The 22,876-nt window shown below is 69.6% G+C and carries 21 protein-coding genes; 13 read left to right on the forward strand and 8 right to left on the reverse strand.

The window, feature by feature from the left end:
* Nucleotides 1-32: 32 nt before the first annotated feature.
* Together HPO96_RS01565 and HPO96_RS01570 are read left to right on the forward strand one after the other, a co-directional pair.
* Nucleotides 33-2,261, forward strand: coding sequence for a DUF2510 domain-containing protein (locus tag HPO96_RS01565; RefSeq protein ID WP_171670353.1), 2,229 nt, complete (start codon nucleotides 33-35; stop codon nucleotides 2,259-2,261).
* 1,732 nt (nucleotides 2,262-3,993) lie between these two features.
* On the forward strand, nucleotides 3,994-4,752 hold the full coding sequence (locus HPO96_RS01570) for a hypothetical protein (protein WP_337796462.1): 759 nt from the start codon (nucleotides 3,994-3,996) through the stop codon (nucleotides 4,750-4,752).
* 85 nt (nucleotides 4,753-4,837) lie between these two features.
* On the opposite strand, the gene trpD is transcribed toward HPO96_RS01570, so the two are convergent.
* Genes trpD through HPO96_RS01585 form a run of 3 tightly spaced genes read right to left on the reverse strand, consistent with a single transcriptional unit; the run spans nucleotide 4,838 to nucleotide 7,261 of the window.
* Nucleotides 4,838-5,884 carry an anthranilate phosphoribosyltransferase gene (gene trpD / locus HPO96_RS01575; protein WP_337796463.1) on the reverse strand — a complete coding sequence of 349 codons (1,047 nt, stop codon included), beginning with the start codon at nucleotides 5,882-5,884 and terminating at the stop codon, nucleotides 4,838-4,840.
* Nucleotides 5,885-5,889: 5 nt separating this feature from the next.
* On the reverse strand, nucleotides 5,890-6,297 hold the full coding sequence (locus HPO96_RS01580; protein WP_171670354.1) for an Rv3143 family two-component system response regulator: 408 nt from the start codon (nucleotides 6,295-6,297) through the stop codon (nucleotides 5,890-5,892).
* 46 nt (nucleotides 6,298-6,343) lie between these two features.
* Entirely contained in the window at nucleotides 6,344-7,261 is a 918-nt protein-coding gene (locus tag HPO96_RS01585; RefSeq protein WP_171670356.1) for a cytochrome c oxidase assembly protein, read from the reverse strand.
* A 31-nt stretch (nucleotides 7,262-7,292) separates the two neighbouring features.
* Between HPO96_RS01585 and ctaE the strand changes: the two genes are divergently transcribed.
* The 7 genes from ctaE to HPO96_RS01620 all read left to right on the forward strand — a co-directional run bounded on the left by ctaE (nucleotide 7,293) and on the right by HPO96_RS01620 (nucleotide 12,986).
* The gene (ctaE, locus tag HPO96_RS01590) at nucleotides 7,293-8,006 is read left to right on the forward strand and encodes an aa3-type cytochrome oxidase subunit III (protein ID WP_202885459.1); all 714 of its coding nucleotides are present in this window, start codon (nucleotides 7,293-7,295) and stop codon (nucleotides 8,004-8,006) included.
* Nucleotides 8,003-8,869 carry a cytochrome bc1 complex diheme cytochrome c subunit gene (gene qcrC / locus HPO96_RS01595; protein ID WP_171670359.1) on the forward strand — a complete coding sequence of 289 codons (867 nt, stop codon included), beginning with the start codon at nucleotides 8,003-8,005 and terminating at the stop codon, nucleotides 8,867-8,869. Before ctaE ends, qcrC begins: the two co-directional genes overlap by 4 nt.
* Entirely contained in the window at nucleotides 8,866-9,915 is a 1,050-nt protein-coding gene (gene qcrA, locus HPO96_RS01600) for a cytochrome bc1 complex Rieske iron-sulfur subunit (RefSeq protein WP_171670361.1), read from the forward strand. Before qcrC ends, qcrA begins: the two co-directional genes overlap by 4 nt.
* A gap of 6 nt (nucleotides 9,916-9,921) precedes the next feature.
* Nucleotides 9,922-11,598, forward strand: coding sequence for a cytochrome bc1 complex cytochrome b subunit (gene qcrB, locus HPO96_RS01605; RefSeq protein ID WP_171670362.1), 1,677 nt, complete (start codon nucleotides 9,922-9,924; stop codon nucleotides 11,596-11,598).
* A gap of 67 nt (nucleotides 11,599-11,665) precedes the next feature.
* Nucleotides 11,666-12,220 (forward strand): histidine kinase, encoded by a 555-nt coding sequence (locus tag HPO96_RS01610; RefSeq protein WP_171670364.1) that lies wholly within the window; start codon nucleotides 11,666-11,668, stop codon nucleotides 12,218-12,220.
* Nucleotides 12,199-12,399 (forward strand): LuxR C-terminal-related transcriptional regulator, encoded by a 201-nt coding sequence (locus HPO96_RS01615; RefSeq protein ID WP_238358334.1) that lies wholly within the window; start codon nucleotides 12,199-12,201, stop codon nucleotides 12,397-12,399. Before HPO96_RS01610 ends, HPO96_RS01615 begins: the two co-directional genes overlap by 22 nt.
* A gap of 257 nt (nucleotides 12,400-12,656) precedes the next feature.
* On the forward strand, nucleotides 12,657-12,986 hold the full coding sequence (locus tag HPO96_RS01620) for a hypothetical protein (protein WP_171670365.1): 330 nt from the start codon (nucleotides 12,657-12,659) through the stop codon (nucleotides 12,984-12,986).
* Between the two features lie 21 nt (nucleotides 12,987-13,007).
* Here the strand turns inward: HPO96_RS01620 and HPO96_RS01625 are convergent, their stop codons facing one another.
* The 4 genes from HPO96_RS01625 to ctaC form a co-directional block, all read right to left on the reverse strand.
* Entirely contained in the window at nucleotides 13,008-14,246 is a 1,239-nt protein-coding gene (locus HPO96_RS01625) for a L,D-transpeptidase (protein WP_337796464.1), read from the reverse strand.
* Nucleotides 14,247-14,364: 118 nt separating this feature from the next.
* Nucleotides 14,365-14,760: an aa3-type cytochrome oxidase subunit IV gene (locus tag HPO96_RS01630; RefSeq protein WP_171670367.1), complete on the reverse strand. Its 396-nt coding sequence runs from the start codon at nucleotides 14,758-14,760 to the stop codon at nucleotides 14,365-14,367.
* On the reverse strand, nucleotides 14,757-16,493 hold the full coding sequence (gene ctaD / locus HPO96_RS01635) for an aa3-type cytochrome oxidase subunit I (protein ID WP_202885593.1): 1,737 nt from the start codon (nucleotides 16,491-16,493) through the stop codon (nucleotides 14,757-14,759). The genes HPO96_RS01630 and ctaD overlap by 4 nt, the downstream gene beginning before the upstream one ends.
* A 41-nt stretch (nucleotides 16,494-16,534) precedes the next feature.
* Nucleotides 16,535-17,431 carry an aa3-type cytochrome oxidase subunit II gene (gene ctaC, locus HPO96_RS01640; RefSeq protein WP_171670370.1) on the reverse strand — a complete coding sequence of 299 codons (897 nt, stop codon included), beginning with the start codon at nucleotides 17,429-17,431 and terminating at the stop codon, nucleotides 16,535-16,537.
* 94 nt (nucleotides 17,432-17,525) lie between these two features.
* On the opposite strand from ctaC, the gene HPO96_RS01645 reads away from it, so the two are divergent.
* Genes HPO96_RS01645 through HPO96_RS01660 form a run of 4 tightly spaced genes read left to right on the forward strand, consistent with a single transcriptional unit; the run spans nucleotide 17,526 to nucleotide 20,131 of the window.
* Entirely contained in the window at nucleotides 17,526-18,641 is a 1,116-nt protein-coding gene (locus HPO96_RS01645) for a cysteine desulfurase family protein (RefSeq protein WP_337796465.1), read from the forward strand.
* Entirely contained in the window at nucleotides 18,638-18,850 is a 213-nt protein-coding gene (locus HPO96_RS37815) for a sulfurtransferase TusA family protein (RefSeq protein WP_171670372.1), read from the forward strand. Before HPO96_RS01645 ends, HPO96_RS37815 begins: the two co-directional genes overlap by 4 nt.
* A gap of 13 nt (nucleotides 18,851-18,863) precedes the next feature.
* Nucleotides 18,864-19,418 carry a GNAT family N-acetyltransferase gene (locus HPO96_RS01655; RefSeq protein WP_171670374.1) on the forward strand — a complete coding sequence of 185 codons (555 nt, stop codon included), beginning with the start codon at nucleotides 18,864-18,866 and terminating at the stop codon, nucleotides 19,416-19,418.
* A complete protein-coding gene (locus HPO96_RS01660; protein ID WP_337796466.1) occupies nucleotides 19,415-20,131 on the forward strand; it encodes an SIR2 family NAD-dependent protein deacylase in 717 nt (238 codons plus the stop codon). The genes HPO96_RS01655 and HPO96_RS01660 overlap by 4 nt, the downstream gene beginning before the upstream one ends.
* Here the strand turns inward: HPO96_RS01660 and HPO96_RS01665 are convergent.
* On the reverse strand, nucleotides 20,124-22,865 hold the full coding sequence (locus HPO96_RS01665) for a beta-N-acetylglucosaminidase domain-containing protein (protein WP_171670375.1): 2,742 nt from the start codon (nucleotides 22,863-22,865) through the stop codon (nucleotides 20,124-20,126). The genes HPO96_RS01660 and HPO96_RS01665 overlap by 8 nt on opposite strands.
* Between the last annotated feature and the right edge of the window lie 11 nt (nucleotides 22,866-22,876).

Raw genomic sequence — 22,876 nt, forward strand, 5'->3', positions numbered from 1 at the left:
GCGCTGACACGAGCTGAAGTTACGGTGAACGCATGAGCAATCCTCCCGCTGGCTGGTATCCGGATCCCACCGGACAGCCCGACACCATTCGCTGGTGGAACGGGAAGCAGTGGACCAACCGCACCGACCAGGAGGGCGCTGCCGAGGAGCCTGCTGCTCCGGTGGAGTCGACCGAGGTCACGGAGGTCCAGGCGCCGGTGTGGGGCGCCACGGCGTCCGGTGGCGGCGGTTCGGCGGGCAGCGGCTGGTGGACGTCGCCGGAGCCGGCGGAGAGCGGGCCGCGGCTGACTGCGGTGGCGAACGGCGACGACGTACCGGCGGGCGGTGCGGACGACGGCGCTGCGGACGACGGGATGACGCCGTTCGAGCGGGCTCGGGCGACGTGGGGTGCACCGGAGCTGGCGACTGCGCCGCCGGAGCACTGGACGCAGCGTCCGCTGCCGGAGCCGGGGGTGGATGAGCCGACGCCGGATGAGGTGTCACCGGAGGTTGCTGAAACTCCGGCGGGTGGTTGGAAGCTGCGGCTGGCGCCGGCTCCGGCGTCCGCGGATGAGACTGGTGATGACTCGGCTGCGGTGAGCGCGGCGGGCAGCTGGGGTGTCGAGACTGGTGACGACGCCGGGGCTGCGGAGCCGACTGCGACTGTCGGCTGGGGTGTCGAACCGGAGCCGACACAGGAGGCCCCGACTTGGGGTGGTGAGTCGGCGAAGCCGGCTGAGGTGAGCACAGCGTCGGTGACGCCGGAGCCGACTGCCGACGACGGGCAGGGCTGGTCCGCGGTGAGCTGGACCGAGACGCCAAACCCGGCGCGCAAACCGCAGCCCGCTCCGGTCGACACGCCCGACGACGAGCCGACGCAGGTCCAGTCCGCCTGGGGTGTGGACCCGGAGCTGCAGCAGACGCCGAGCCAGCAGACCTGGGGCGTCGCAGCCAGCGCCACTCCCCCAACAGCCGACGGGTGGGGCCCGCAGCCGGACACCACCGACGGCACGCAGCCCGACCCCTCGCAGTCCCCTGACAGCACGACGTCCTGGGGCACCACGCCAGACAACACCTCCCAGGCGACCGGCACGACGTCCTGGGGGGTGCAGTCTGACAACACCTCGCAGGCGGCTGAGGGTGGTGCGCCCTGGGGTGCACAGCCGGACAGCACGCAGCAGGCCGGCGCGAGTGCTGCGTCGTCTGACAGCAGCACCTCCCAGGCGTCCGGGACGACGCCCTGGGGTGCACAGCCCGATGACACCGCCACCCAGTGGGGTGCGAGTCAGCAGGGCGGTAGTGGGTGGGACACCGGACAGCAGGGGGACTCCGGTCCGTGGGGTCAGACTGCTGTGGAGGGACAGCAGGGCGGGCCTTGGGGTGGCGGGCCGGAGCAGGCGCCGGCGTCCGAGCAGGGCGGGCCGTGGGGCGGAGCGCAGCAGGCTTGGGGCGCGGAGGCCAAGAGCGGAGGCTCGGCTGCGGTTGAGTCGAAGGGTGTTGGGTGGGGTGCCGGGCCGGCGGTTTCGGCGAGCGGCGGTGGGCAACGCGGGGGTGTGAAGAAGAAGCCGTCCGGCGGCGGTGGCGGCGGCTCGGGTGCGAAGCTGCCGCTGATGATCGGCGGGGCGATCGCCGTGGTGATGCTGATCGTGGCCGCGGTGTTCCTGATCAAGGGCTCGGGTGACGACAAGCAGGCCGGGCCGGGCGATCCGACCACCCAGCCGACGAACCAGCCGTCCGGTGACACCAAGCCCGGCCAGTCGAAGAACCCGAAACTGCACGAGGGCGAGCGGATCTCCGCCGACGCGATCTCGTTCCCGCGCCAGGCCGGCGGCTGGTCGGACCGCAAGCGCCTCGTCCCGCAACTGCTGAACTCCAGCGGCCAGTACGTCCTCCTGCAGCAGGACTTCGACGGCCGCAACGACTGGAACGCCGATATCTTCGTCGGTGCCCTCGGCAACAGTTCCGGTTTCGGCGGCGACCCGAAGGCGACCGCGCTGCAGCTCGCGAAGCAGGTCGGCGCGAGCCTGTACGGCGATATCGGCGTGACCTTCAAGGCCGGGCCGAACGCCGCCGTCGAGCGGTCCGGCAAGTCCGGCTGGTTCGTCCAGCAGACCGTCACCGCGACCTCACCCAAGATCAAGGCCCGCACCCTCACCCTCACCGTCGCCGTCTTCGACCTAGGCGACGGCACCGCCGTCGCCTACATCAGCGACATCCCCACCACCCGGCCGGACCTGAAGGCGGCCGAGACCAAGGCCTACCAGGGACTCACCGTTGGCTGACGACGACACCACCCAGACCCCGCCCCCACGCCGCACCGGCCGCCACGCCGCCCCACCCCCCGTAACCCCCCACCGCCGCCCCGCCCCCACCCCCCAAGCCACCACCCCCGCCGACCCCGTCGCGCCCACACCCCCGGCCGACCCCCTCGCGCCTGCCCTCCCGCCCCCTCCCGCCACCCCCTCCGGCGCCGACTACTGGTCCGCCGCCATCCCCTCCCCCGGCGAAGAACCCCTCACCGACGTCCTGGGCGGCCAATCCCCAGCCCCCGCCCCACCGCCCCCGCCACCCCCAAGAGCCCCCCGCCCACCAGCAGACAGCCCGCTCCAACCGCAGTCCGCTCCCGCCGCCCCCCAGCACCCGCACGGCGTACCCCCACACAACCAGCCGCGAGGCACGCAGCCGCCGCAACCCGGCCAACCTGGCGCCGTACCCCCACAAACCGCACCCCCGCACGCCCAGCAGGCGCACGGTGTTCCCCCGCACAACCAGCCACCACCGACCAGCCGACCTGGCGCGGCACCGCTGCAAGCCGCACCCCGCAGCACGCAACAACCCCACGGCGGCACCCCGCAGGGTGCGGTCATTCCACCGGCCGATGCATCCGGCGCGGGACGGCCCCAGGCCGCATCCCCCGGTCCCCGACCGACACACCGAGTTCCCCCGCAGAGCGGACAACCGCAGCCCAGCCGACCCGGTGCAGCACCACCGCACCCGCAAGGCCACCAGAGCGGACTGCCATCGGTCGGTTCACCTGGCGCGGGACGGCCACAGGCAGCACCCCCAGGAACCCAGCCGCCGCCCAGCGCTGCCCCGCAGAGCGGACAGTCACGGGTCAGTCCGCCCAGTGCAGCACCACAGGCAGCACCCTCAGGCACCCAGCCGCCACACAGCGCTCCCCCACACAGTCAGCCGCAAGGCGGGCAGCCACCACATGCCAGTCGGCCTGGTGCGGCACCGCCGCAGGTCAGTCCGCCCGGTCCAGCACCACAGGCAGCACCCCCAGGCGTCCAGCCGCCACACAGCGCTCCCCGACAGAGCGGACAGCCGCAGGCCAGCCGGCCCGGTGCAGCACCCCCCGGCGCCCAGCCACCGCACGGTGCTGCCCCGCACGGTCAGCCGCAAGGCGGGCAGGCGCCGCAAGTCAGTCGGCCTGCGGCGGCACCGTCGCACACCCCGCGCCCTGGCACTCAACCTGCGAGCGGCGGGGTCGTGCAGGGTGGGCGGCCGTCGTGGGTGGCGCAGGCGGGTGAGGTTGGGCCGCAGATGCCGTACGGGCCGCCGGTCGGTGGTCCTGCAACTGGTGGGCCGCCGGTTGGCAGGCAGCCGGTGGCCGGCCAGGCGGCTCCTGGTGGACCGCCTGCTGCTGGACCACCGCATGTAGCCGGGCAGGCTCCGGTTGGTGGGCTGGTGCCGGGTCGTGGCTTGCCTCCGGTCGGGCAGGCGCCGGGTCGTCAGGCGTTGACTGGTGAGCAGCCGGGTGCGCCGGTACCAGGTGGCGCGGCGTCCGGAGGTGGACAGCCTCAGCACGGGCAGGCGCCAGGCGGTCAGGCGACGGCCGGCGGGCAGGTGCCAGGTGACGCATCTGGTGGTGGGCTGCCTGTGCGTGGGCGGGCGCAGGGTGGTGGGCGGCCGGTTGTAGGTGAGTCGGTGGTGGGTGGTGCGGCGGGCGGTGGTGGAGTGCCTGTGCGTGGGCAGGTGTCGGGTGGGTTGGGTTGGCGGGAGGCGGGTGTGGTGGCTGAGGCTGAGGGGTATGGGTTGGTGGCTGGGCGGGGTGGTGGGGAGCGGCGCGCTCGGGTGGTGGGGGTGCTGGTGCTGGTTCTGGTGGCGCTGGCGGTTACTGGGTTGAGTGTGGGGTGGATCTGGACTCGGGCGGATGCGGTGGCGCCGGTGGCGTTGCCGTCGGGGCCGCCGGTGGGGCTGAAGACGGTGGATCCGTCGGTGAAGCCTTCGGAGACGCCGCCGCCGCGGGGGCGGGTGCTGGGGGCGCAGATTGTTGCCGCCAACAACGACACGATGCCGATCATGGGCTCGGCCTGGGGGAACACCGGCGAGCGGACGAGCCTGTACGGCGGCGCCGCGATCTGGCTCGACGTGCACGAGAACTACAACGGCGCAGCCGACTGGGGCAACTACGTCGCGTTCGGTCAGCTGGCGCCCGAGGTGAAGGTGGCGCGGACGCCGGCCGGGCTGAAGGCGGCCGCGACGCAGGCCGGCTCGCGGGCGCTGATCGGGCTGTACGGCGACGCCCCGAAACTCTCGGGGACGACGCACAAGGCGATCACCGTCGACGGCCACCCGGGCCACGAGATCACCACCCGGGTCGCGGTCAGCGCGCCGAAGCTCAAGGAGACGTTCTCCACCGTGCTGATCGCCGTCATCGACCGCGGCGACGGCACGATCGCGGTCTCGATCGGCGACATGGCCGGCAGCACTCCGGAGTGGACCCAGGTCTGGCGCACCAAGGTGAGCCAGATCAAGATCAACCGCTGAACACGCCGACGCCCACCACCCGGTAACACGAACCCGGTGGTGGGCGTCGAGCGTGCGACCTGCGCCCCCGAAGAGGTTGGTCGGCCTACGCCTGCCGAACCTGCGAAGCGGCAGCGATCCACCGGTCGAGCACGTCCCGCGCCGCCCCGGAGTCCAATGCTTCGGCAGCCTGCGACATCCCCGCGCGAATCCGCTCGGTGATCGGCCCCTCGACCGGGTGGTAAGCAGCCAGCGCCGCCCCCGCATTCAGGACGACGACGTCGCGCACAGCGCCCGGCTCGCCGTCCAGCAACGCCCGCACCACCTTGGCGTTGTACACCGCATCCCCACCCCGCAGCGCCTCCGCGGACACCGGCTCGATGCCGAGCTCCCGCGGGTCCACTGTGTAGGGCCCTTCGACTGCGCCCCCGCCGACGACCCAGACCTGGGACGTCGTCCGCGTCGTCAGCTCGTCGAGGCCGTCGTCGCCGTGGAAGACCAGCGCGTCGATCCCGCGCCGCGCCAGGACGCCGGCCATCAGCCCGGCCACGCGCGCGTCGCCGACGCCGACCGCCTGGGCGGACGGGTCGCCCGGGTTCGCCAGCGGGCCGAGGAAGTTGAACGTCGTCGGCACCCCGAGCTCGCGGCGTGGGACGGCGGCGTGCCGCAGCGCCGGGTGGAACGCGGGCGCGAAACAGAACGTGATGCCGGCCCGCTCCCCCACCTCGGCGACCTGCGCCGCGGTCAGGTCGAGCGGGATGCCCAGCTCGGCCAGCACATCGGCCGCGCCGCACGCGGACGACGCCGCCCGGTTGCCGTGTTTGACGACCTTCGCCCCAGCACCCGCCGCGACGATCGCCGACATCGTGCTGATGTTCACAGTGTGGGCCTGGTCACCGCCGGTGCCGACGACGTCGAGCGTCCGGCCGGGGACGGTGATCCGGGTGGCGAAGTCACGCATCGTCGCGACCAGGCCCTCGACCTCGGTGACGGTCTCACCCTTGGCGCGCAGCGCGACCACGAACCCGGCCAGCTGCGCCGGGGAGGCCGCGCCGGACAGGATCTGCTCCATCGCCCACGCGGTCGCGGCGGCCTCCAGGTCCTCGCGCCGCAGCAGCGGGTTGAGGATCTGCGGCCAGGTGTAGGCGGCCACCTGCGTCAGGAGGTGGCGGCGGGCAGCTTGGCGATCCGCTCGCGCAGTACGGCGGCGGTCACCTCGGCGAGCCGGATCGGGTCGATCGGGTGCGAGACCGCGGCCTCGGCGCGCGACCAGGTCGCCAGCCAGGCGTCCTGCGGACGGCCGGTGATGACCAGGATCGGCGGGCACTGGAAGATCTCGTCCTTCAGCTGCCGGGCGATCCCCATCCCGCCGGCCGGAACGGCCTCGCCGTCCAGGATGGCCAGGTCGATGCCGCCCTTGTCCATGGTCTTGATCACGGCCGGCTCGGTGGCGCACTCGACGTACTCGAGCTCGGGCAGGTCGGCCGCGGGCCGCTTGCCCAGGGCCAGCCGGACGGACTCCCGCGTCGTACGGTCGTCGCTGTAGACCAGCACCTTCAGACTCATCGATCCATCCCAAACTCAGTGCGGAAATGACTGGACACCGCAGATGTTACCGGGGCGACTGCTCGGCGCGCCGCGCCTGCTCCTCCAACCGGTCCAGGCGGCGATCTTCGCGCCGGGCCTCGCGCTGCGAATCCCGCACCCACTGCACGAACAGGACGGCGAAGAACACCAGCCCGACGATGTCGCCGGAGCCCCAGAGCAGCCCGCCGGCGATGTACTGGTCGTGCAGCGGCGACGGCGGCCAGGAGCGTTCGAAGCTGGTGTACCAGTCCTCGGCGATCAGCGTGGTGGAGGACATGATCGTGATCCCGAGGAACGCGTGGAACGGCAACGTGAGGAACGTCATGATGAGCCGGAACGGGTAGATCACCTTCCCCGGCACCGGGTCCAGGCCGAGCAGCGGCCAGAAGAACAGCGATCCGACCAGGATGAAGTGCAGGTGCAGCAGGTCGTGCAGCAGCGCGGAGCGCAGCGTGGCGTCGTAGAAGCCGCTGAAGTAGAGCGCCCAGGGGCTCAGGACGAACAGCGTGAAGCCGATCAGCGGGAAGCACAGCACCCGCGCGAACCGCGAATGCAACACGGAGAGCAACCATTTCCGCGGCCGCTGCGGCAGTGTGCGCAGGGCCAGCGTGACCGGCGCGCCGAGCGCCATCATCAGCGGCGTGAGCATCGACAGGATCATGTGCTGGGCCATGTGAATGCTCAGCAGCACCGTGTCGTACGCCCCGATCGCCGACTGGGTGGCGATGATCGCGCTCCCGAGGCCGCCGCCGACGAACGCGAACGTGCGGCCGCGGGACCACTTGTCACCCCGTTTGCGGAGTTTGCGGACGCCGTACAGGTAGATCGCGCCGATGAGCACGATCACACCGAGTAACAGCGGCTCGACCGACCATCCGGTCAGCAGCCGTAGCGGCGTGAACGGCGCGATCTGGTCACCGGGCCCGGCGTGAAGGGGAAGCACGCTTCAACAGTAGAAAGCAGTAGTTCACGACATGCATGGGGGTGGTCGTGGCGCTCGGGAGGCGGACCGACATAATGACGGCGTGGCCACTGCAACCGCGCTCCCAGCGTCTCGTGAACACGGACACCACGACCGTCCCAACATGGTCAGTGTCGGCACGATCGTCTGGCTCTCGAGCGAACTGATGTTCTTCGCCGCCCTGTTCGCGGCGTACTTCACGATCCGGTCGGTGACGAACGCCGCCGCCGCGCCCGGGACGGAGACGCTCTGGCAGGCGTCGACGGAGATGCTGAACATCCCGTTCGCGCTCACCAACACGCTGATCCTGGTGCTGTCGTCCGTGACGTGTCAGTTCGGCGTGTTCGCGGCCGAGCACGGCCGGGTCGGCCGGGTCGGCTCGGCGCTGAACGTGCTCAAGTGGGGGATGCGGGAGTGGTTCATCCTCACGTACCTGATGGGCGCGGTCTTCATCGCCGGCCAGGTGACGGAGTACGCCACGCTGATCCACGAGGGCGTCACGATCGCGTCCTCGCCGTACGGCTCGGTGTTCTACCTGACCACCGGCTTCCACGGCCTGCACGTGACCGGCGGCCTGATCGCCTTCGTGTACGTCCTGGCCAGGACGTACATGGCCCGTAAGTTCACCCACGAACAGGCCGTCTCGGCGATCGTCGTGTCGTACTACTGGCACTTCGTCGACGTCGTCTGGATCGCCCTGTTCGCGACCATCTACCTGCTCAAATGAGTGAGAAGAGAACCTCCTTGTCACCGGCGCGCTTTCTCTCCGCGCGACGACGGCACCGGTCCGCCGGCCTCGTCGTGCTTCTGTTCGGCCTCCTGGCTGTGGGCTCGGCGTACGCCGCTTTCGCCCCCGGCGCCGCGGTGGCCGACAACTCGGCTCAGTCCCAGCAGATCGAGGAGGGCAAGAAGCTCTTCGCGGTCGGTTGCTCCAGCTGCCACGGCCTGAACGCCGAAGGCGGCGGCAACGGTGAGGGCGACCTGGCCGGACCGTCGCTGATCGGCGTCGGCGCGGCCGCCGTCGACTTCCAGGTCGGCACCGGCCGGATGCCCGCGATGCAGCCGGGTGCGCAGATCCCGCGCAAGACCGTCGCCTACACGCCGGAGGAGATCGAGGCCCTGGCCGCGTACGTCGCCTCGCTCGCCCCGGGCCCGGCGGTCCCCGCGACCGACTCGTACGACATCAGCAAGGCCACCGACGAGCAGGTCACCCGCGGTGGCGAGCTGTTCCGGACGAACTGCACGGCGTGCCACAACTTCGCCGGCAAGGGCGGTGCGCTGCCGAACGGCCGCTACGCCCCCTCGCTGATGAACGTGGACCCGAAGCACATCTACGAGGCCATGCTCACCGGTCCGCAGCAGATGCCGGTGTTCTCCGACCAGGTGCTGCAGCCTGAGGACAAGCGCGACATCATCGCCTACCTGAACGCTCTGCAGGAGCAGAAGGACCCGGGCGGCTTCGGGCTCGGCCGGCTCGGTCCGGTCTCCGAGGGCCTGTGGGGCTGGCTGGTCGGTATCGGCCTGCTGGTCTGCGTCGCGGTCTGGATCGGCGCCAAGGGCGTCAAGGCCAAGGGAGCGAAGGCCGAATGAGTGAGAAGAATCTGCCGGTGAAGGCGGACGACGGGGACCACGGCGCGGTCGAGGTGGCCGAGCCGATCGCGGACCCGGGTCTGGAGCCGCACGAGTACCGGATCCAGGACATCGACCCGAAGGCGGCCGACCGGGTCGAGCGCCAGGTGGCCACGATGTTCACGCTGGCCGGTCTGCTCTCGCTGGGCGCCTGTGTCGCGTACTTCGCGATCCCGCGGGACGCCACGCTCGTGTTCGGCCCGCTGAGCGGTAACGCGAACAACATGACGCTCGGCCTCACGCTGGGGCTGGCGCTGTTCCTGATCGGGGCAGGCGCCATCCAGTGGGCCAAGAAGCTGATGGTCGACACCGAGGTCGTCGAGTACCGGCACGACGCCAACTCGTCGCCCGAGCAGAAGGCCGACATCATCGGCGGCTTCCAGGAGGGTGTCGCGGAGTCCGGGTTCACCCGGCGCAAGCTGATCCGCCGCTCGCTGCTGGGCGCGATGGGACTGCTCGGTCTGCCGGCGATCGTCCTGCTGCGCGACCTCGGCCCGCTGCCGGGCCGGGCGCTCTACAACACCATCTGGGCCAAGGGCATCCGGGTCGTCAACGACGTCACCGACCGCCCGATCAAGCCGTCCGACCTGATCGTCGGCCAGCTCGTCAACGCCGCTCCGGCCAACCTGGCTCCGCTGCAGGAGGAGAGCGCGGTCGAGTACCAGAACGCCAAGGCGAAGGCCGCGGTGATCGTCGTCCGGATCAAGCCCAGCGAGATCCGCACGCAGGCCGGCCGGGAGAACTGGGGTGTCGACGGCATCCTGTGCTACTCCAAGATCTGCACCCATGTCGGTTGCCCGATCTCCCTGTACGAGCAGACCACGCACCACGTGCTCTGCCCGTGCCACCAGTCGACCTTCGACCTGGCCGACAGCGCCAAGGTCGTCTTCGGCCCTGCCGCTCGCCCGCTGCCGCAGCTACCGTTGGCAGTGGACTCGGAGGGGTACCTGGTCGCACAAAGCGGCTTCACCGAGCCGGTCGGACCGAGCTTCTGGGAACGAGGGTGACATCCAGTGTCTGACACCAAAGAAAAGCCCGCGACGGCGGAGTTCCCGCCGCCGGTCAAGTGGGTCGACGACCGGCTCGGCATCGGCAAGCTCGGCCGGAAGAACCTGCGCAAGGTCTTCCCGGACCACTGGTCGTTCATGCTCGGCGAGATCGCGCTGTACAGCTTCATCATCCTGATCCTGACCGGCATCTTCCTGACGCTGTGGTTCAAGCCGTCGATGGCCGAGGTCGAGTACCAGGGCTCGTACAGCCTGCTCAAGGGTCTGCACATGTCCGAGGCCTACGCCTCGACGCTGGACATCTCGTTCGACATCCGCGGCGGGCTGCTGATGCGGCAGATCCACCACTGGGCCGCCGTCCTGTTCATCGCCGCGATGATGGTGCACCTGCTGCGCATCTTCTTCACCGGCGCGTTCCGCAAGCCGCGTGAGCTGAACTGGGTGATCGGTTTCGGGATGCTGTTCCTCGGCATCATCGAGGGCTTCATCGGCTACGGCCTCCCGGACGACCTGCTGTCGGGTACCGGACTGAGAATCACCCAGGGGATGATCCAGGCCTCACCGGTGGTCGGCACGTACATGAGCTTCTTCATCTTCGGCGGCGAGTTCCCGGGTGACGACTTCGTGTCCCGGTTCTTCACCGTCCACGTGCTGCTGATCCCGGGCCTGATCCTGGCCCTCGTCACAGTGCACCTGTTCCTGGTCGTGTACCACAAGCACACGCAGTACCCCGGCCCCGGCCGGACCAACAACAACGTCGTCGGCTACCCGCTGATGCCGGTGTACATGGCCAAGGCCGGCGGCTTCTTCTTCGTCGTCTTCGGCATCACCGCCCTGATGGGCGCGCTGCTCCAGATCAACCCGGTCTGGCTGTACGGCCCGTACAACCCGGCCGAGGTGACCGCGGGCTCACAGCCCGACTGGTACATGGGCTGGCTGGAGGGCTCGGTCCGCATCATGCCGGGCTTCGAGTCGGAGTTCTGGGGCGTCACACTCAGCTGGAACCTGCTGATACCGGCGCTGATCATCCCACCGGCGTTCGTCACGCTCGTCGCGCTCTACCCGTTCATCGAGGGCTGGATCACCGGCGACAAGCGGGAGCACCACCTGCTCGACCGGCCGCGCAACGTGCCGACCCGGACCGGTATCGGCGCCGCGTTCATCACGTTCTACGGCCTGCTCTGGATCGGTGGCGGTAACGACCTGATCGCGACCCACTTCGGCGTCTCGCTCAACAGCGTCACCTGGTTCCTGCGGTTCGCGGTGTTCCTCGGTCCGGTCCTCGCCTTCTGGGTGACCCGGCGGATCGCGATCTCGCTGCAGCGCGCCGACAACGAGCGGCTCCTGCACGGTCTCGAGTCCGGCATCATCGTGCGCTCCCCCGACGGCTCGTACTCGGAGAAGCACACACCGATCTCGAACTACGAGGCCTACGAGCTCACGGCCCGCGACCGCCTCGTCCCGTACGAGGTCGGCCCCGAGACCGACGACAACGGCGTCCGCGCCCCGCGCCGGGCCCTGAACAAGCTCCGGGCCCGCCTCAGCCGCTTCTACTACGCGGACGCGGTCCAGAAGCCCACCGCCGCCGAGATCGAGGAGGCCCACTCCCACGGTCACGACGACGACCTCCACGAGTTGACCGACTCGGACAACTTCCACGAGATCACCCCGGACCGTCACTGACAGTCCACCCGAAACGCCCCGGCTCCCACAGCCGGGGCGTTTTCGTTTGCCCCTAGGATCTGGTGCTGTGCTGACCACCGCGCGGACCTGGCTGGCGCCGGTCGGCGCAGCAGCCGCTCTGGCGTCGCTGACAGCCACCCTCCTGCTGGAGCCCCGAGCGGGCGGGCCGGACGCCGCAGCCGTCGTGGAGCCGCTCGTGCTGCTCGCTCTGGCGTTCGCAGTTGCCCGCTGGGCCGCGCGAGCGCTCCTGGTCACACCGATGCTGGTTGTCGCGCTCGGCGTCCTGGTTCTGCGGTACGCCGAGACGCCTGGCCTCTCCCCCGGCGGAAAGGCCCTGGCCGTCGCTCTGTGGGCAGCTGCGGGTACTGCGGTCGCTCTCCTGGGCTGGGGCCTCCGCGCGCTCGCACAAGCCCGCACAGCCGCCCAACAGGCCGACACCTACCGCCGCCGGCTCGCCGTGGCCGCCGAACTGCATGACTTCGTGGCCCACGACCTGACCGAGCTGGTCGCCCGCATCCAGGCCGCCCGGTACCTCGGCGCTGTGGACCTGGAGAAGCTGAGACGGCCGGTGTCCGGTCGCTGGAGTCTCTGGAGGCCAGTGTGGCTGCCCTGCGCCTGGTGACCGAGTGTCTGACGAACACCCGCAAGTACGCCGTCGACAACGGGACGGACGCCGACATCGCCGTACAGCTCGTCCTGTCCCCCGGCACGGTGAAAAACCACCTGGCCGCCATTCAGCGCAAGCTCGGCGTCCGGAACCGGGTCGGCATCGCAGCCGCGGTCTGGGCGCAGCGAAGCTGAAAGATGTGCCGATCGGCACCTGGGGCCGGTCCGCCAGCCGCGAGACGGTCGAGTCATGAGAATCTCTTGGACTGCGACTGTGCCCGGCGTACCGCGGTGGGCGTGCAGAGCCGCATCTGATCGCCCTCTGCACACTGCCGTCCGCGCTCTGGCGGATCGGCATCATCGCCGGCTTCCCGGTCGGGTACGACGAGGGCTGGATCAGACGCTCAGAGCTCGACACCGCGCACGGAACGGCGTACCTGCTGTTCCTGTGCGTGCTGAGTGAGGCGCTGGCGTTGCTGGCGTTCGGGCTGATCCAACGCTGGGGTGAGCTGGTCCCCCGCGCTGCAGCCGTCGTACCGGCCGCTCTGGGCGCGGCCGCGCTGACAGCGATCTGGACGGTCGGTGTCCCGGTGGCTGCGCTGACCGGAGCGATGTTCGACGCCGAGATGACCACTGGCACGGCAACCACCGTCCAGCTGGTTGCCTACGCGCCGATGGCGCTCTGGGGGCCGCTGCTCGGAACGCTCACCGCCCAGCACTGGAAACGCCGAAGTCCTCAGCTCCGTTCTGCGGGGCTGAGGACTTCAGGTGTAGACCAGTGAGGGGTGGCGGCTCTCCGGCGGTCAGGAGAGGGCTGAGCCCTTCTTGTAGGTGGCGTAGGGGACGTTCCAGTCGGCCCAGCCGTTGCCCATCTGCATGTAGCGGGTGGAGCCGGTGACGACGATGGGGTCGCCGCGGAGGGTCTGGTTGAAGAACCACTGGCCGTTGGCGAGGCTCATGCCGACGCAGCCGTGGCTGACGTTGGCCGACCCTTGGCTTCCGCTGGACCAGGGGGCGCCGTGCACGAACTCGCCCGAGCTGGTGACCCGCTGAGCCCACTTCACGTCGTGGATGTCGTAGTACTCCGGGTCGCCGGGCTGGATGCCGACCGTACGGGCGTCCATCCGCTTGGTGGCGAACTTCTCCATGATCACCTTGGTGCCACTGCGGGTGGTGAACCCGGACTTGCCGGCGGTGATCGGGATGGTCCGGGCCAGCTTGCCGTTGATCGTGACCGTCATCGTGTGCTTCTTGATGTCGACCTTGGAGACGACCGACTTGCCGATCGCGAACTTGATCTCCCGGCTGGCCGCGCCCCAGGTGCCGTTCCCGGCGTTCACGCCGGCGGTGTCGATGTTCACCGTCACCTTGGTGCCGGCCGGCCAGTAGACCTTCGGCCGGTAGTTCACCTGCTTGCTGTTCAGCCAGTACCAGCTGCCCTCGACCGGGACCGACGTCTTGATCGACAGCCGCTTCTCGACGGCGGCGCGGTCCTTGACCGGGTTGTTCCAGTAGATCTGGATCGGCAGCGCGACGCCGACGGTCTCACCGTTCAGCGGGACGACGGAGGCCTTCAGGTTCTTGGTCGCCTTGAGCGTCTTGAACGTCGAGCTGATCGGCACGCTCGCGCCGTCCGTGCCCTCGGCGCTGCCGCTGACCGTGTACGCCGTGTTCGGCCGCAACTCGGGCTTCGACGTCCAGACCGTCTTGTCGGCGTTGAACTCCCCCGCCAACTCGTCACCCGCGGCGCTCTTCACGGCCACGGCCGTCAGCTTGCCGCCGGTGCTCGTGACCGTGACCGGCTTGTCCGGCTGGACGGACGTCGCGCCCTTGGCCGGGACCACCGCGACACTGGCCGCGGACGGGTTCTCGGACGGTTTCGTGGACTCGCTGGGGTTCGCCGACGAGCTCGACCCGCCGCTACTCTGCGTGGTGCTCGACGACGGCTGCCCGCCTGCACCCGGCTCGCTGTCACTACACGCGGTGCCGGCCAGCAGCATCACGCAGATCCCCGTCACGGCCAGGCCGTGCTTCCTGCTCACCATTCCCCAGTACTCCCCTGCACTTGTAGACCGCCGCCCAGCGTAACCCGTCGTTCCTGAGACGCACGAAAGCGCCGCCCGGTTGGCTCCCGGACGGCGCTTTCGGTACGGCGTTCAACTAGTGGGCGTGATCCCCGCGGTAGTACTCGAAGATGAACCCGGACAGCGTGACGATCCCGAGCGCGCAGCCGGCGATGAACAGCCACCAGCCGAAGACGACGCCGAGGACGACGACCGACAGGGTCAGCGCGCAGTGCAGCGGCCACCACGAGTGCGGCGGGAAGAACCCGAGCTCACCGGCGCCGTCCGCGATCTCGGCGTCCTTGCGGTCCTCCGGACGCTCGTCCATCCGGCGGGCGGTGATGGTCAGGTAGAACGCGACCAGCAGCGACAGGAAGAACGTCATCACCAGCGCGGTGGTGCCGGTCGGGTCCTCCGACATCAGCCAGTAGATCGGCGTGACGACGAGGACGAACACACTCAGGATCCCGAAGACCCAGGCTTCGATCTTCACGCCTTGTCCTTCCCCTCGGTGCCGTCCGGAGTCCCCTTGGCGAGGTTCTCCTTGAGGTTCGCCACCCGGCCCTCGTCCTCACCGGCGTCCAGCAGGTTGTCGGCCGACGCGTCGTTGGCCGGATACTCGGCCAGGGCGATATCGGCGTGGTGCAGGTCGAACGCCGGGCTCTCCGAACGGATCCGCGGCAGCTTGGTGAAGTTGTGCCGCGGTGGCGGCGAGCTGGTCGCCCACTCCAGCGACCGGCCCCAGCCCCACGGGTCGTCGACGCCGACCAGCGGCGCCTTGCGGGACTTGTAGACGTTGTAGAAGAACGGCAGCATCGACATACCCAGCACGAAGGCGCCGACGCTGGAGACCTCGTTCAGCGTGGTGAAGCCCTCGTTGGCGCCGTACGACGCGTAGCGCCGCGGCATCCCCTCGACGCCGAGCCAGTGCTGCACCAGGAACGTCGTGTGGAAGCCGATGAACAGCAGCCAGAAGTGCAACTTGCCGAGCCGCTCGTCGAGCATCCGGCCGGTGAACTTCGGCCACCAGAAGTAGAACCCGGCGAACATCGCGAACACGACCGTGCCGAAGACGACGTAGTGGAAGTGCGCGACCACGAAGTACGAGTCGGACAGCTGGTAGTCCAGCGCCGGGGAGGCCAGGATGATGCCGGTCAGACCGCCGAACAGGAAGGTCGTCAGGAAGCCGATCGACCACAGCATCGGGGTGTCGAAGGACACCGACCCGCCCCAGATCGTGCCGATCCAGTTGAAGAACTTCACGCCGGTCGGGACCGCGATCAGGAAGGTCATGAACGAGAAGAACGGCAGGTTCACCGCTCCGGTGACGAACATGTGGTGTGCCCAGACCGCGACCGACAGGACGGCGATGCCGAGGGTCGCGCTGACCAGGCCGATGTAGCCGAAGACCGGCTTCCGGCTGAAGACCGGCAGGATCTCGGTGATGATGCCGAAGAACGGCAGCGCGATGATGTAGACCTCGGGATGGCCGAAGAACCAGAACAGGTGCTGCCACAGCAGCGGCCCGCCGTTCGCGGCGTCGAAGACATGGGCCCCGAGTAACCGGTCGGCCTCCAGCATCAGCAGCGCGCCGGCCAGGATCGGGAACGCGATCAGCACCAGGATCGAGGTGACCAGGATGTTCCAGGTGAACATCGGCATCCGGAACATCGTCATCCCCGGCGCGCGCATGGTGATGATCGTGGTGACGAAGTTCACCGCGCCGAGGATGGTGCCCAGACCGGCCATCCACAGACCCATGATCCACAGGTCGCCGCCGATACCTGGCGAGCGGACGGCGTTCGACAGCGGGGCGTAGGCGAACCAGCCGAAGTCGGCCGCACCGCCCGGCGTGAAGAAACCGCTGATCGTGATCAGGCCGCCGAACAGGAACAGCCAGAAGCTGAACATGTTGAGCCGCGGGAAGGCGACGTCAGGGGCGCCGATCTGGATCGGCATGATCTCGTTCGCGAACCCGACGAACAGCGGGGTCGCGAACAGCAACAGCATGATCGTGCCGTGCATGGTGAAGAGCTGGTTGTAGACCTCTTCGTTGACGATCTGCAGGCCCGGCTTGGCCAGCTCGGCGCGGATGACGAGCGCCATCACACCGCCGATCAGGAAGAACGCGAACGAGGTGATCAGGTACATGTGCCCGATCAGCTTGTGGTCGGTCGTGGTGAGCCACTTGACCGCGATCTGGCCCTTGCTGCGGCGGCGCGGCAGGGCGGTCGAGCCGACAGCGCCGCTGCGCTCGGCGAAGTCCGTCACTTCTCGCCTTCCTTCTTCTCGCCGTGACCCGGGATGGTCGTGGCGTCGGCGCCGCCGGTCGCGGCCCCGGTCTGGCCCTTGGCGGCCAGCTCCTTGAGGTGCGCGTCGTACTCGGCGCGCTCGACGACGCGGACGGTGAAGATCATCCGGCTGTGGTAGAGCCCGCAGAGCTCGGCGCACTTGCCGGCGAACGTGCCGGTCTTGGTCGGCGTGAGCTCGAACTTGTTGGTCCGGCCCGGGATCACGTCGAGTTTGAAGTAGAACGCCGGCACCCAGAACGAGTGGATGACGTCGGGTGAGGTCAGATCGAACTGGATCTTCTCGCCGACCGGGAGCACCAGCTCGGCCGGCTTGTCCAGCGTGCCGGTCTCCCAGACGCCTTCGTGGCCGTCGACGGTGTCCTTGTAGTTGAAGGTCCACTGCCACTGCTGGCCGACCACGTTCACCGTGTGCGTCGGGTTGCCCGACATCGCGGTGATCTTGTTGCCGTGCTCGACGGTGTAGAAGAAGAGCACGCCGATGATCGCGAACGGCGCCAGCGTGTAGAGCACCTCGAGCGGCAGGTTGTACCGCACCTGCTTGGGCGCGTCCTCGTTCCGCTTCCGGTACCGGACGACGACGTACAGGATCAGGGCCCAGACCGCCACACCGACGATCATGGCCGCGATCCACGCGCCGACCCACAGGCTGCGGACAGCCTCGGTCCGGTCCGATGCGCCCTCGGGCAGACCGATGCGTTTCCACTGCTCAGTGGTCTCCGACGAGCAACCGGTCAGCAGCAGGGTGCCGAGCACCACCGCCGAGCCGGCCAGCAGCCGTCGTTTCGCCGGACGTGTGGCGGCGGCAGAACCTGCCGCGCGCTCCTTCACTCCGGGCGTGCCGTTCGAACCCACGGGGCGCCTTTCCCTTCCCAAGTGAGACTGACGACCAAACACTACTGGACACCTTTCGCCGCGCCGCGCATAGGTAGGCCTTAGCGTTTCCCGTGTGAACGAACGCGCCTACCTGGATGCCGCGTCGGCGGAGGTCCTGCATCCCGCCGCGCGGGAAATGTTGCTCTCGGCAGTGGATTCCGGGTGGGCCGATCCGGTGCGGCTGCACCACGAGGGGCGGACCGCCCGGCTGCTGCTGGACAACGCCCGCGCGGTGCTGGCCGAGGGGGTCGGCGTCCGCCCGGACGAGCTCTACGTGACCACCTCCGGGACGGCGGCGATCCGCACCGGGCTCAGCGCCGTACGGGCTGCTCGCCGGCGGGTCGGTGACACTGTTGTCCACAGCGCGGTCGAGCACTCTGCCGTGCTGCACACGGCCGGTGCGGCCGCCGTGGAGGTCGGAGTGGACATGAGTGGCCGGGTCGACCTGGAGGCCTTCCGGGCCGCGGTCCGGCAGCCTGGTGTGGCGGTGGCGGCGCTGCAGGCGGCTAACCATGAGGTGGGGACGCGGCAGCCGATCGAGGCTGCAACTGAGGCATGCGGTGACGTTCCCCTGCTGGTTGACGCGGCTGCCGCGCTGGGCCACGACGTCGTACCGGCAGGCTGGTCTGTACTCACGGCCAGCGCGCACAAGTGGGGTGGGCCGGCCGGGGTCGGGCTGCTGGCGGTCCGGAAGGGCACGCGGTTCGCACCGGACTGGGCGATGGATGAGCGCGAGGACGGGCTCTCCCCCGGGTTCCCCGACGTACCGAACGTGCTGGCCGCCGCTGCGGCGCTACAGGCCCGTCTGTCCGAGGCGAGCGCGCTGAACACCCAGCACCGGGCCTGGATCGCTGAAGTACGCCGCCGGGTCGCTGCGGACATTCCGGACGTCGAGGTGGTCGGCGACCCGGTGGACTGTCTCCCGCACGTCCTCACCTTCTCCTGCCTCTATGTGGACGGCGAAGCGCTCGTCACCGCGCTGGACGCCGAGGGATTCGCCGTCTCCAGCGGCTCAGCCTGTACTTCGAGCACGCTGCGCCCGTCGCACGTGCTGGCCGCGATGGGCGTGATCACCCACGGCAACGTCCGCATCTCGCTGGCCCGGACGACGACGTACGCCGAGGTCGACCGGTTCTGCAGCGTGCTGCCCGGCATCGTGCAGCGCATCCGGGCCGAGGTGGGAATGTGAACCTCGAACTGGACTGCCGCGGGCTGCTGTGCCCACTCCCGGTGATCAAACTGGCCAAGGCGCTACCGACGGTGGCAGTCGGCGATACCGTCACTGTGCTGGCCGACGACCCGGCCGCTGCGACGGATATCGCGGCCTGGTGCCGGATGCGGGCGCAGGAGCTGGTCAGCGCGGCCGAAAATACGTATGTCGTCCGACGGCTCAGCTGACACACTCCGCGGTGTGACCGACTTCTCCGCCAAACCGACGCTGACCGGCGAGCTGGTGATCCTGCGCCCGCTCGACGAGGTCGACTACGACGCGCTGCGCGCTGCCATGGACGATCCCGAGGTGGCCAAGCTGACCGGCAGCCACCACGACATCCCCGAGGAGCGCGCCCGCGAGTGGCTGCGGACCCGAAAGGACCAGGACGACCGCCTGGACCTCGCGATCGTGGACAAGGCGACCGGCGAGACCGTCGGCGAGGCAGTGCTGAACGACTGGGACCCGGACAACAGCTCCTGCAACTTCCGGATCATGATCGGCCCGGCCGGCCAGGGCCGCGGCCTCGGCACCGAGGCGACCCAGCTGATCGTCGGCCACGGCATCGAGGCGCTCGGCCTGCACCGGATCAGCCTCGGCGTCTATGCGTTCAACCCGCGCGCCCAGCGCGCGTACGAGAAGGCCGGCTTCGTCGTCGAGGGCGTCTGCCGGGACGCGCTGCGCTGGGACGGCGAGTGGGTCGACGAGGTCGTGATGTCGGTTCTGGCGACGGACTGGCTACAGTCCAAGGCGTGATCGACGCCGCACGTATCGCTGTCCTGACCGGGGCCGGGATCTCGACCGCCTCCGGTATCCCCGACTTCCGGGGGCCGCAGGGGCTCTGGACGAAGAACCCGCACGCCCAGGCGATGTTCGACATCGACGAGTACGTCGCCAGTCGCGAGGTGCGCGTGGAGGCCTGGAAGTTCCGGGTCGCCGCACCGGCCTGGACGGCGGAGCCCAACGCCGGCCACCTGGCGCTGGTCGAGCTGGAGCGACAGGGCCGGCTGACCGGGCTGGTGACGCAGAACATCGACGGCCTGCACCAGAAGGCCGGCTCGGCGCCAGAGCTGGTCCACGAACTGCACGGCAGCGTCCGGTACGTCGACTGCCTGTCGTGCGAGCGGCGGATCCCGATGGCCGACGTCCTCCCCCGCTTGGATGCGGGAGAGGACGATCCGGCCTGTGAGCTGTGTGGCGGCATTCTGAAGTCCGCCACGGTGTCGTTCGGCCAGTCACTCGATCCGGCCGTGCTGGACGCCGCCGTCGCGGCGACCGAGGCCGCCGAGGTGTTCCTGGCGATCGGAACCTCGCTCCAGGTCTACCCGGCGGCCGGTCTGTGTGACGTGGCGCTGCGGGCGGGCAAGCCGTTGGTGATCCTGAATGCGCAGGAGACGCCGTACGACGAGGAAGCGACGACTGTGCTGCGCACTCCGATCGAGACGACCTTGCCCGCCCTGTTCAGCTGAGCGAGCCGCCCAGGTCGGCCCAGCCGGCCCAACCCGAGCCGAGTGCAGACTGCCACGCCGTCCGGAGCTTGCCGTTGGCATCGATGGTGAACGCCGACCCGGCGCCGCCCACCGAGTCGATCAGGCGGACGTCGGAGTACGCCACCACCTGGTCGTTCAGCCAGCCGTCGCGCCACTCGCCGCCCGGCGACAGCTGCCACATCGTCCAGGCCCTGTTGTCGGAGCCGCGGGCGGTCAGCGTCAGTCCGCCGGTGTTGTCGAGCATCGCGCGCGGATTGCCTTGGGTGGTGATGCCGCCGAGCCGGCTGGGGCCGACGAACAGCCCGCCGCGGCTCTGCTGCCAGCTCGTCCACACACCGTTGTCCTGACCACGGAAGAACAGGCTGAACGAGCCGTCGTAGCTCATCACCAGATCCGGGTCGGACGTGGCGAACCCGGGCACGGTCTTCCAGTCACCCCAGTCCCCGCCCGGGGCGATCTGCCACCGGTTGGAGAGCCTGTTGTCGGTGCCACGGATCACCGCGACCAGTGCGCCGTCCAGATTGACGTCGACCGCCGGTTTGCCGAGCATCTTCGGCCCGCCGAGTGATCCGGATCGCCAGCCGTTGTTCTGCCAGAACGTCTGCAGCACGCCGTCCGAACCGCGCACGAACAGGCTGATCCCGCCGTCGTCACCGACGATGGCTGCCGGCTCCCCGCCGACTACGACGTCGAGAACCTTCGACCACGCGCTCCAACCGCCTCCGGCTGCGCTCTGTTCGCTGGACCAGATCCGGTTGTCAGTGCCCCGGACAAAGGCACTCAGCGCGCCGTTCCGGCGGACAACCACCTCCGGCTTACCTGCCGCCGCTACCGGCGGCAGGTCCGACGGCCCGCTCCAGTTGCTACCAGCCGTCGGCTGCCAGGCACTCTGCACGCGGCCGTTCCGGGCTCGCTCGTAGACCGACATGGCGCCACTGTCGTGCCGGACGACGTCAGTACCGCGCGATACCCCGGCCAGGTCGAGCAGATCGTCCAGGCTACCCGGAACAGCCAGCCGGAAGGAGGTGTTGCCGCCTGCCAGCGCTGCGTGCATCACCTCGCGTTTCGCTCGGTAGCCCGCGAGGTCGCCCGCAGCCTTCGCCTGTAGCGCTTGGACGGCCGCTACGCCAGCCTGAGCTCTGCGTTCGGTTCTGGCCAGCCACGGCTCGGAGTCCTGAACGAACGACCTACTGGGCAGCTGCGCTCGCAGCTCACCCGGTGCGGCCGCCAACCGGTTCAAGAAACCCGTCAACGCGTTTGCAGACGCCGTCAGGTCCTGGCCGCTTCGGTAGGCCGCGACGAAGGAGCGGACGAGCGGGGTGAGCGGAGCGGACGAATCACTGCTCAATGCCGAGCCGGTGTGCACTTCGGCGTACCGGCGCAACGCAGCGGCGACCGGACCGCCCAGCTCGTTGATGACTCGGGTCCAGGCCGCTTGCGGGTCGTACGCGGCCGGGTTCCAGGCGTACTCGGACGCCGTGCCCAGAGCGATCAGCGACGGCTCGGCCTCCTGCATCTCGTTGATCATGAAGCCGGTCGCGTGCTGGGGCAGCCCGGCGTCGCGGCCGACGAGCGGACCGAGGTGCTGGGCGTTCGGGGCGTAGTCGTTGACCGGGTAGTTGTCGAAGATCAGCAGCTTGCGGCCGCCGAAGGCCGCCGACGCCTCTGCGGCGTCCGCGGTGGTGATGGTCGGCGAGATGACCTCCCGGCCCGTCCAGAAGATGTCGACGTCGGTCGGGATCAGCGCGGCGAACCGCGTCCGGTACGCCGTCCGGCCGTTACCCCAATAGTCGGTCGGGACGGTCAGCAGGCGGGCGCCGGGGTGGGTCTTGATGAACCGGTTGTAGATGTCGTTGACCACGTGCGCCTGGGCGGCGCCGAGCGGGCTCGCGTCGGAGCCGAACGTGGTTTGGTCGAGGGGACAGCGGAACTGCCCGCCGACGTCGTCCCAGCCGACGGCGAAGACACGCTCGCCGAGGTCCCAGAGCTGTTCGTACCGGGCGATCAGCGCGTTCTTCTCCGCGGCGTCGGCATGGCAGATCCCGTGCGCCGGGCTGACGTTGGCCTCCGGGTTGACCCGGTAGATGAACTCCACATGGTTGGCCTTGGCCCGCTGGATCGCCTCCCGGATCCGGTCGACGTCGGCGCCGGTGTAGCGCTCGCGCCACTTCGCGCCTGCCGTGTGCGGGTCACCGCTGACCGTGTACATGAAGGCGTTCATCCGGTGCCGGCCGAGGAAGTCGAGGTGGTTCAGCAGGTCGGGCTGCCGCCACGGCTGGCCGTAGAACGACTCCATGCCGCCCCGGAGCGCGAAGGCGGGTTCGTCGACGATCGCGACACTGGGCACGGAGCCTGCGGCTGTGAGCTGGGCCAGCGTCTGCTCGCCGTAGAAGGTGCCGGCTGCGTCCCGCCCGACCAGGACCGCGAGGCGCTGCCCTTCGTACGAGCCGACGCCCAGCACATAGCCGCCGGACTTGAGCCCGGCCGCGGACGGCAGCGACCATGCGGTGAGCGCGGCCGACGCGCGCTTGCCGGCGATGCCGGTCTCCTTGACGACCGTGAGCCCGGCGGCACTGGGCAGGTCAGGCCCGAGCCGCCGGATCGATTGCGGTGCGGGCGTCAAGGCCGGCAACTCGCCGTCCGCGGCGGCGGGGCCGGCGTTCGTCAGCAGGCCGGCCACCAGTGCGACCGGGAACAACCATCGGAGTTTCATGGCGGGTTTCC

The sequence above is a fragment of the Kribbella sandramycini genome, assembly GCF_013131805.1.
Taxonomy (GTDB): domain Bacteria; phylum Actinomycetota; class Actinomycetes; order Propionibacteriales; family Kribbellaceae; genus Kribbella; species Kribbella sandramycini.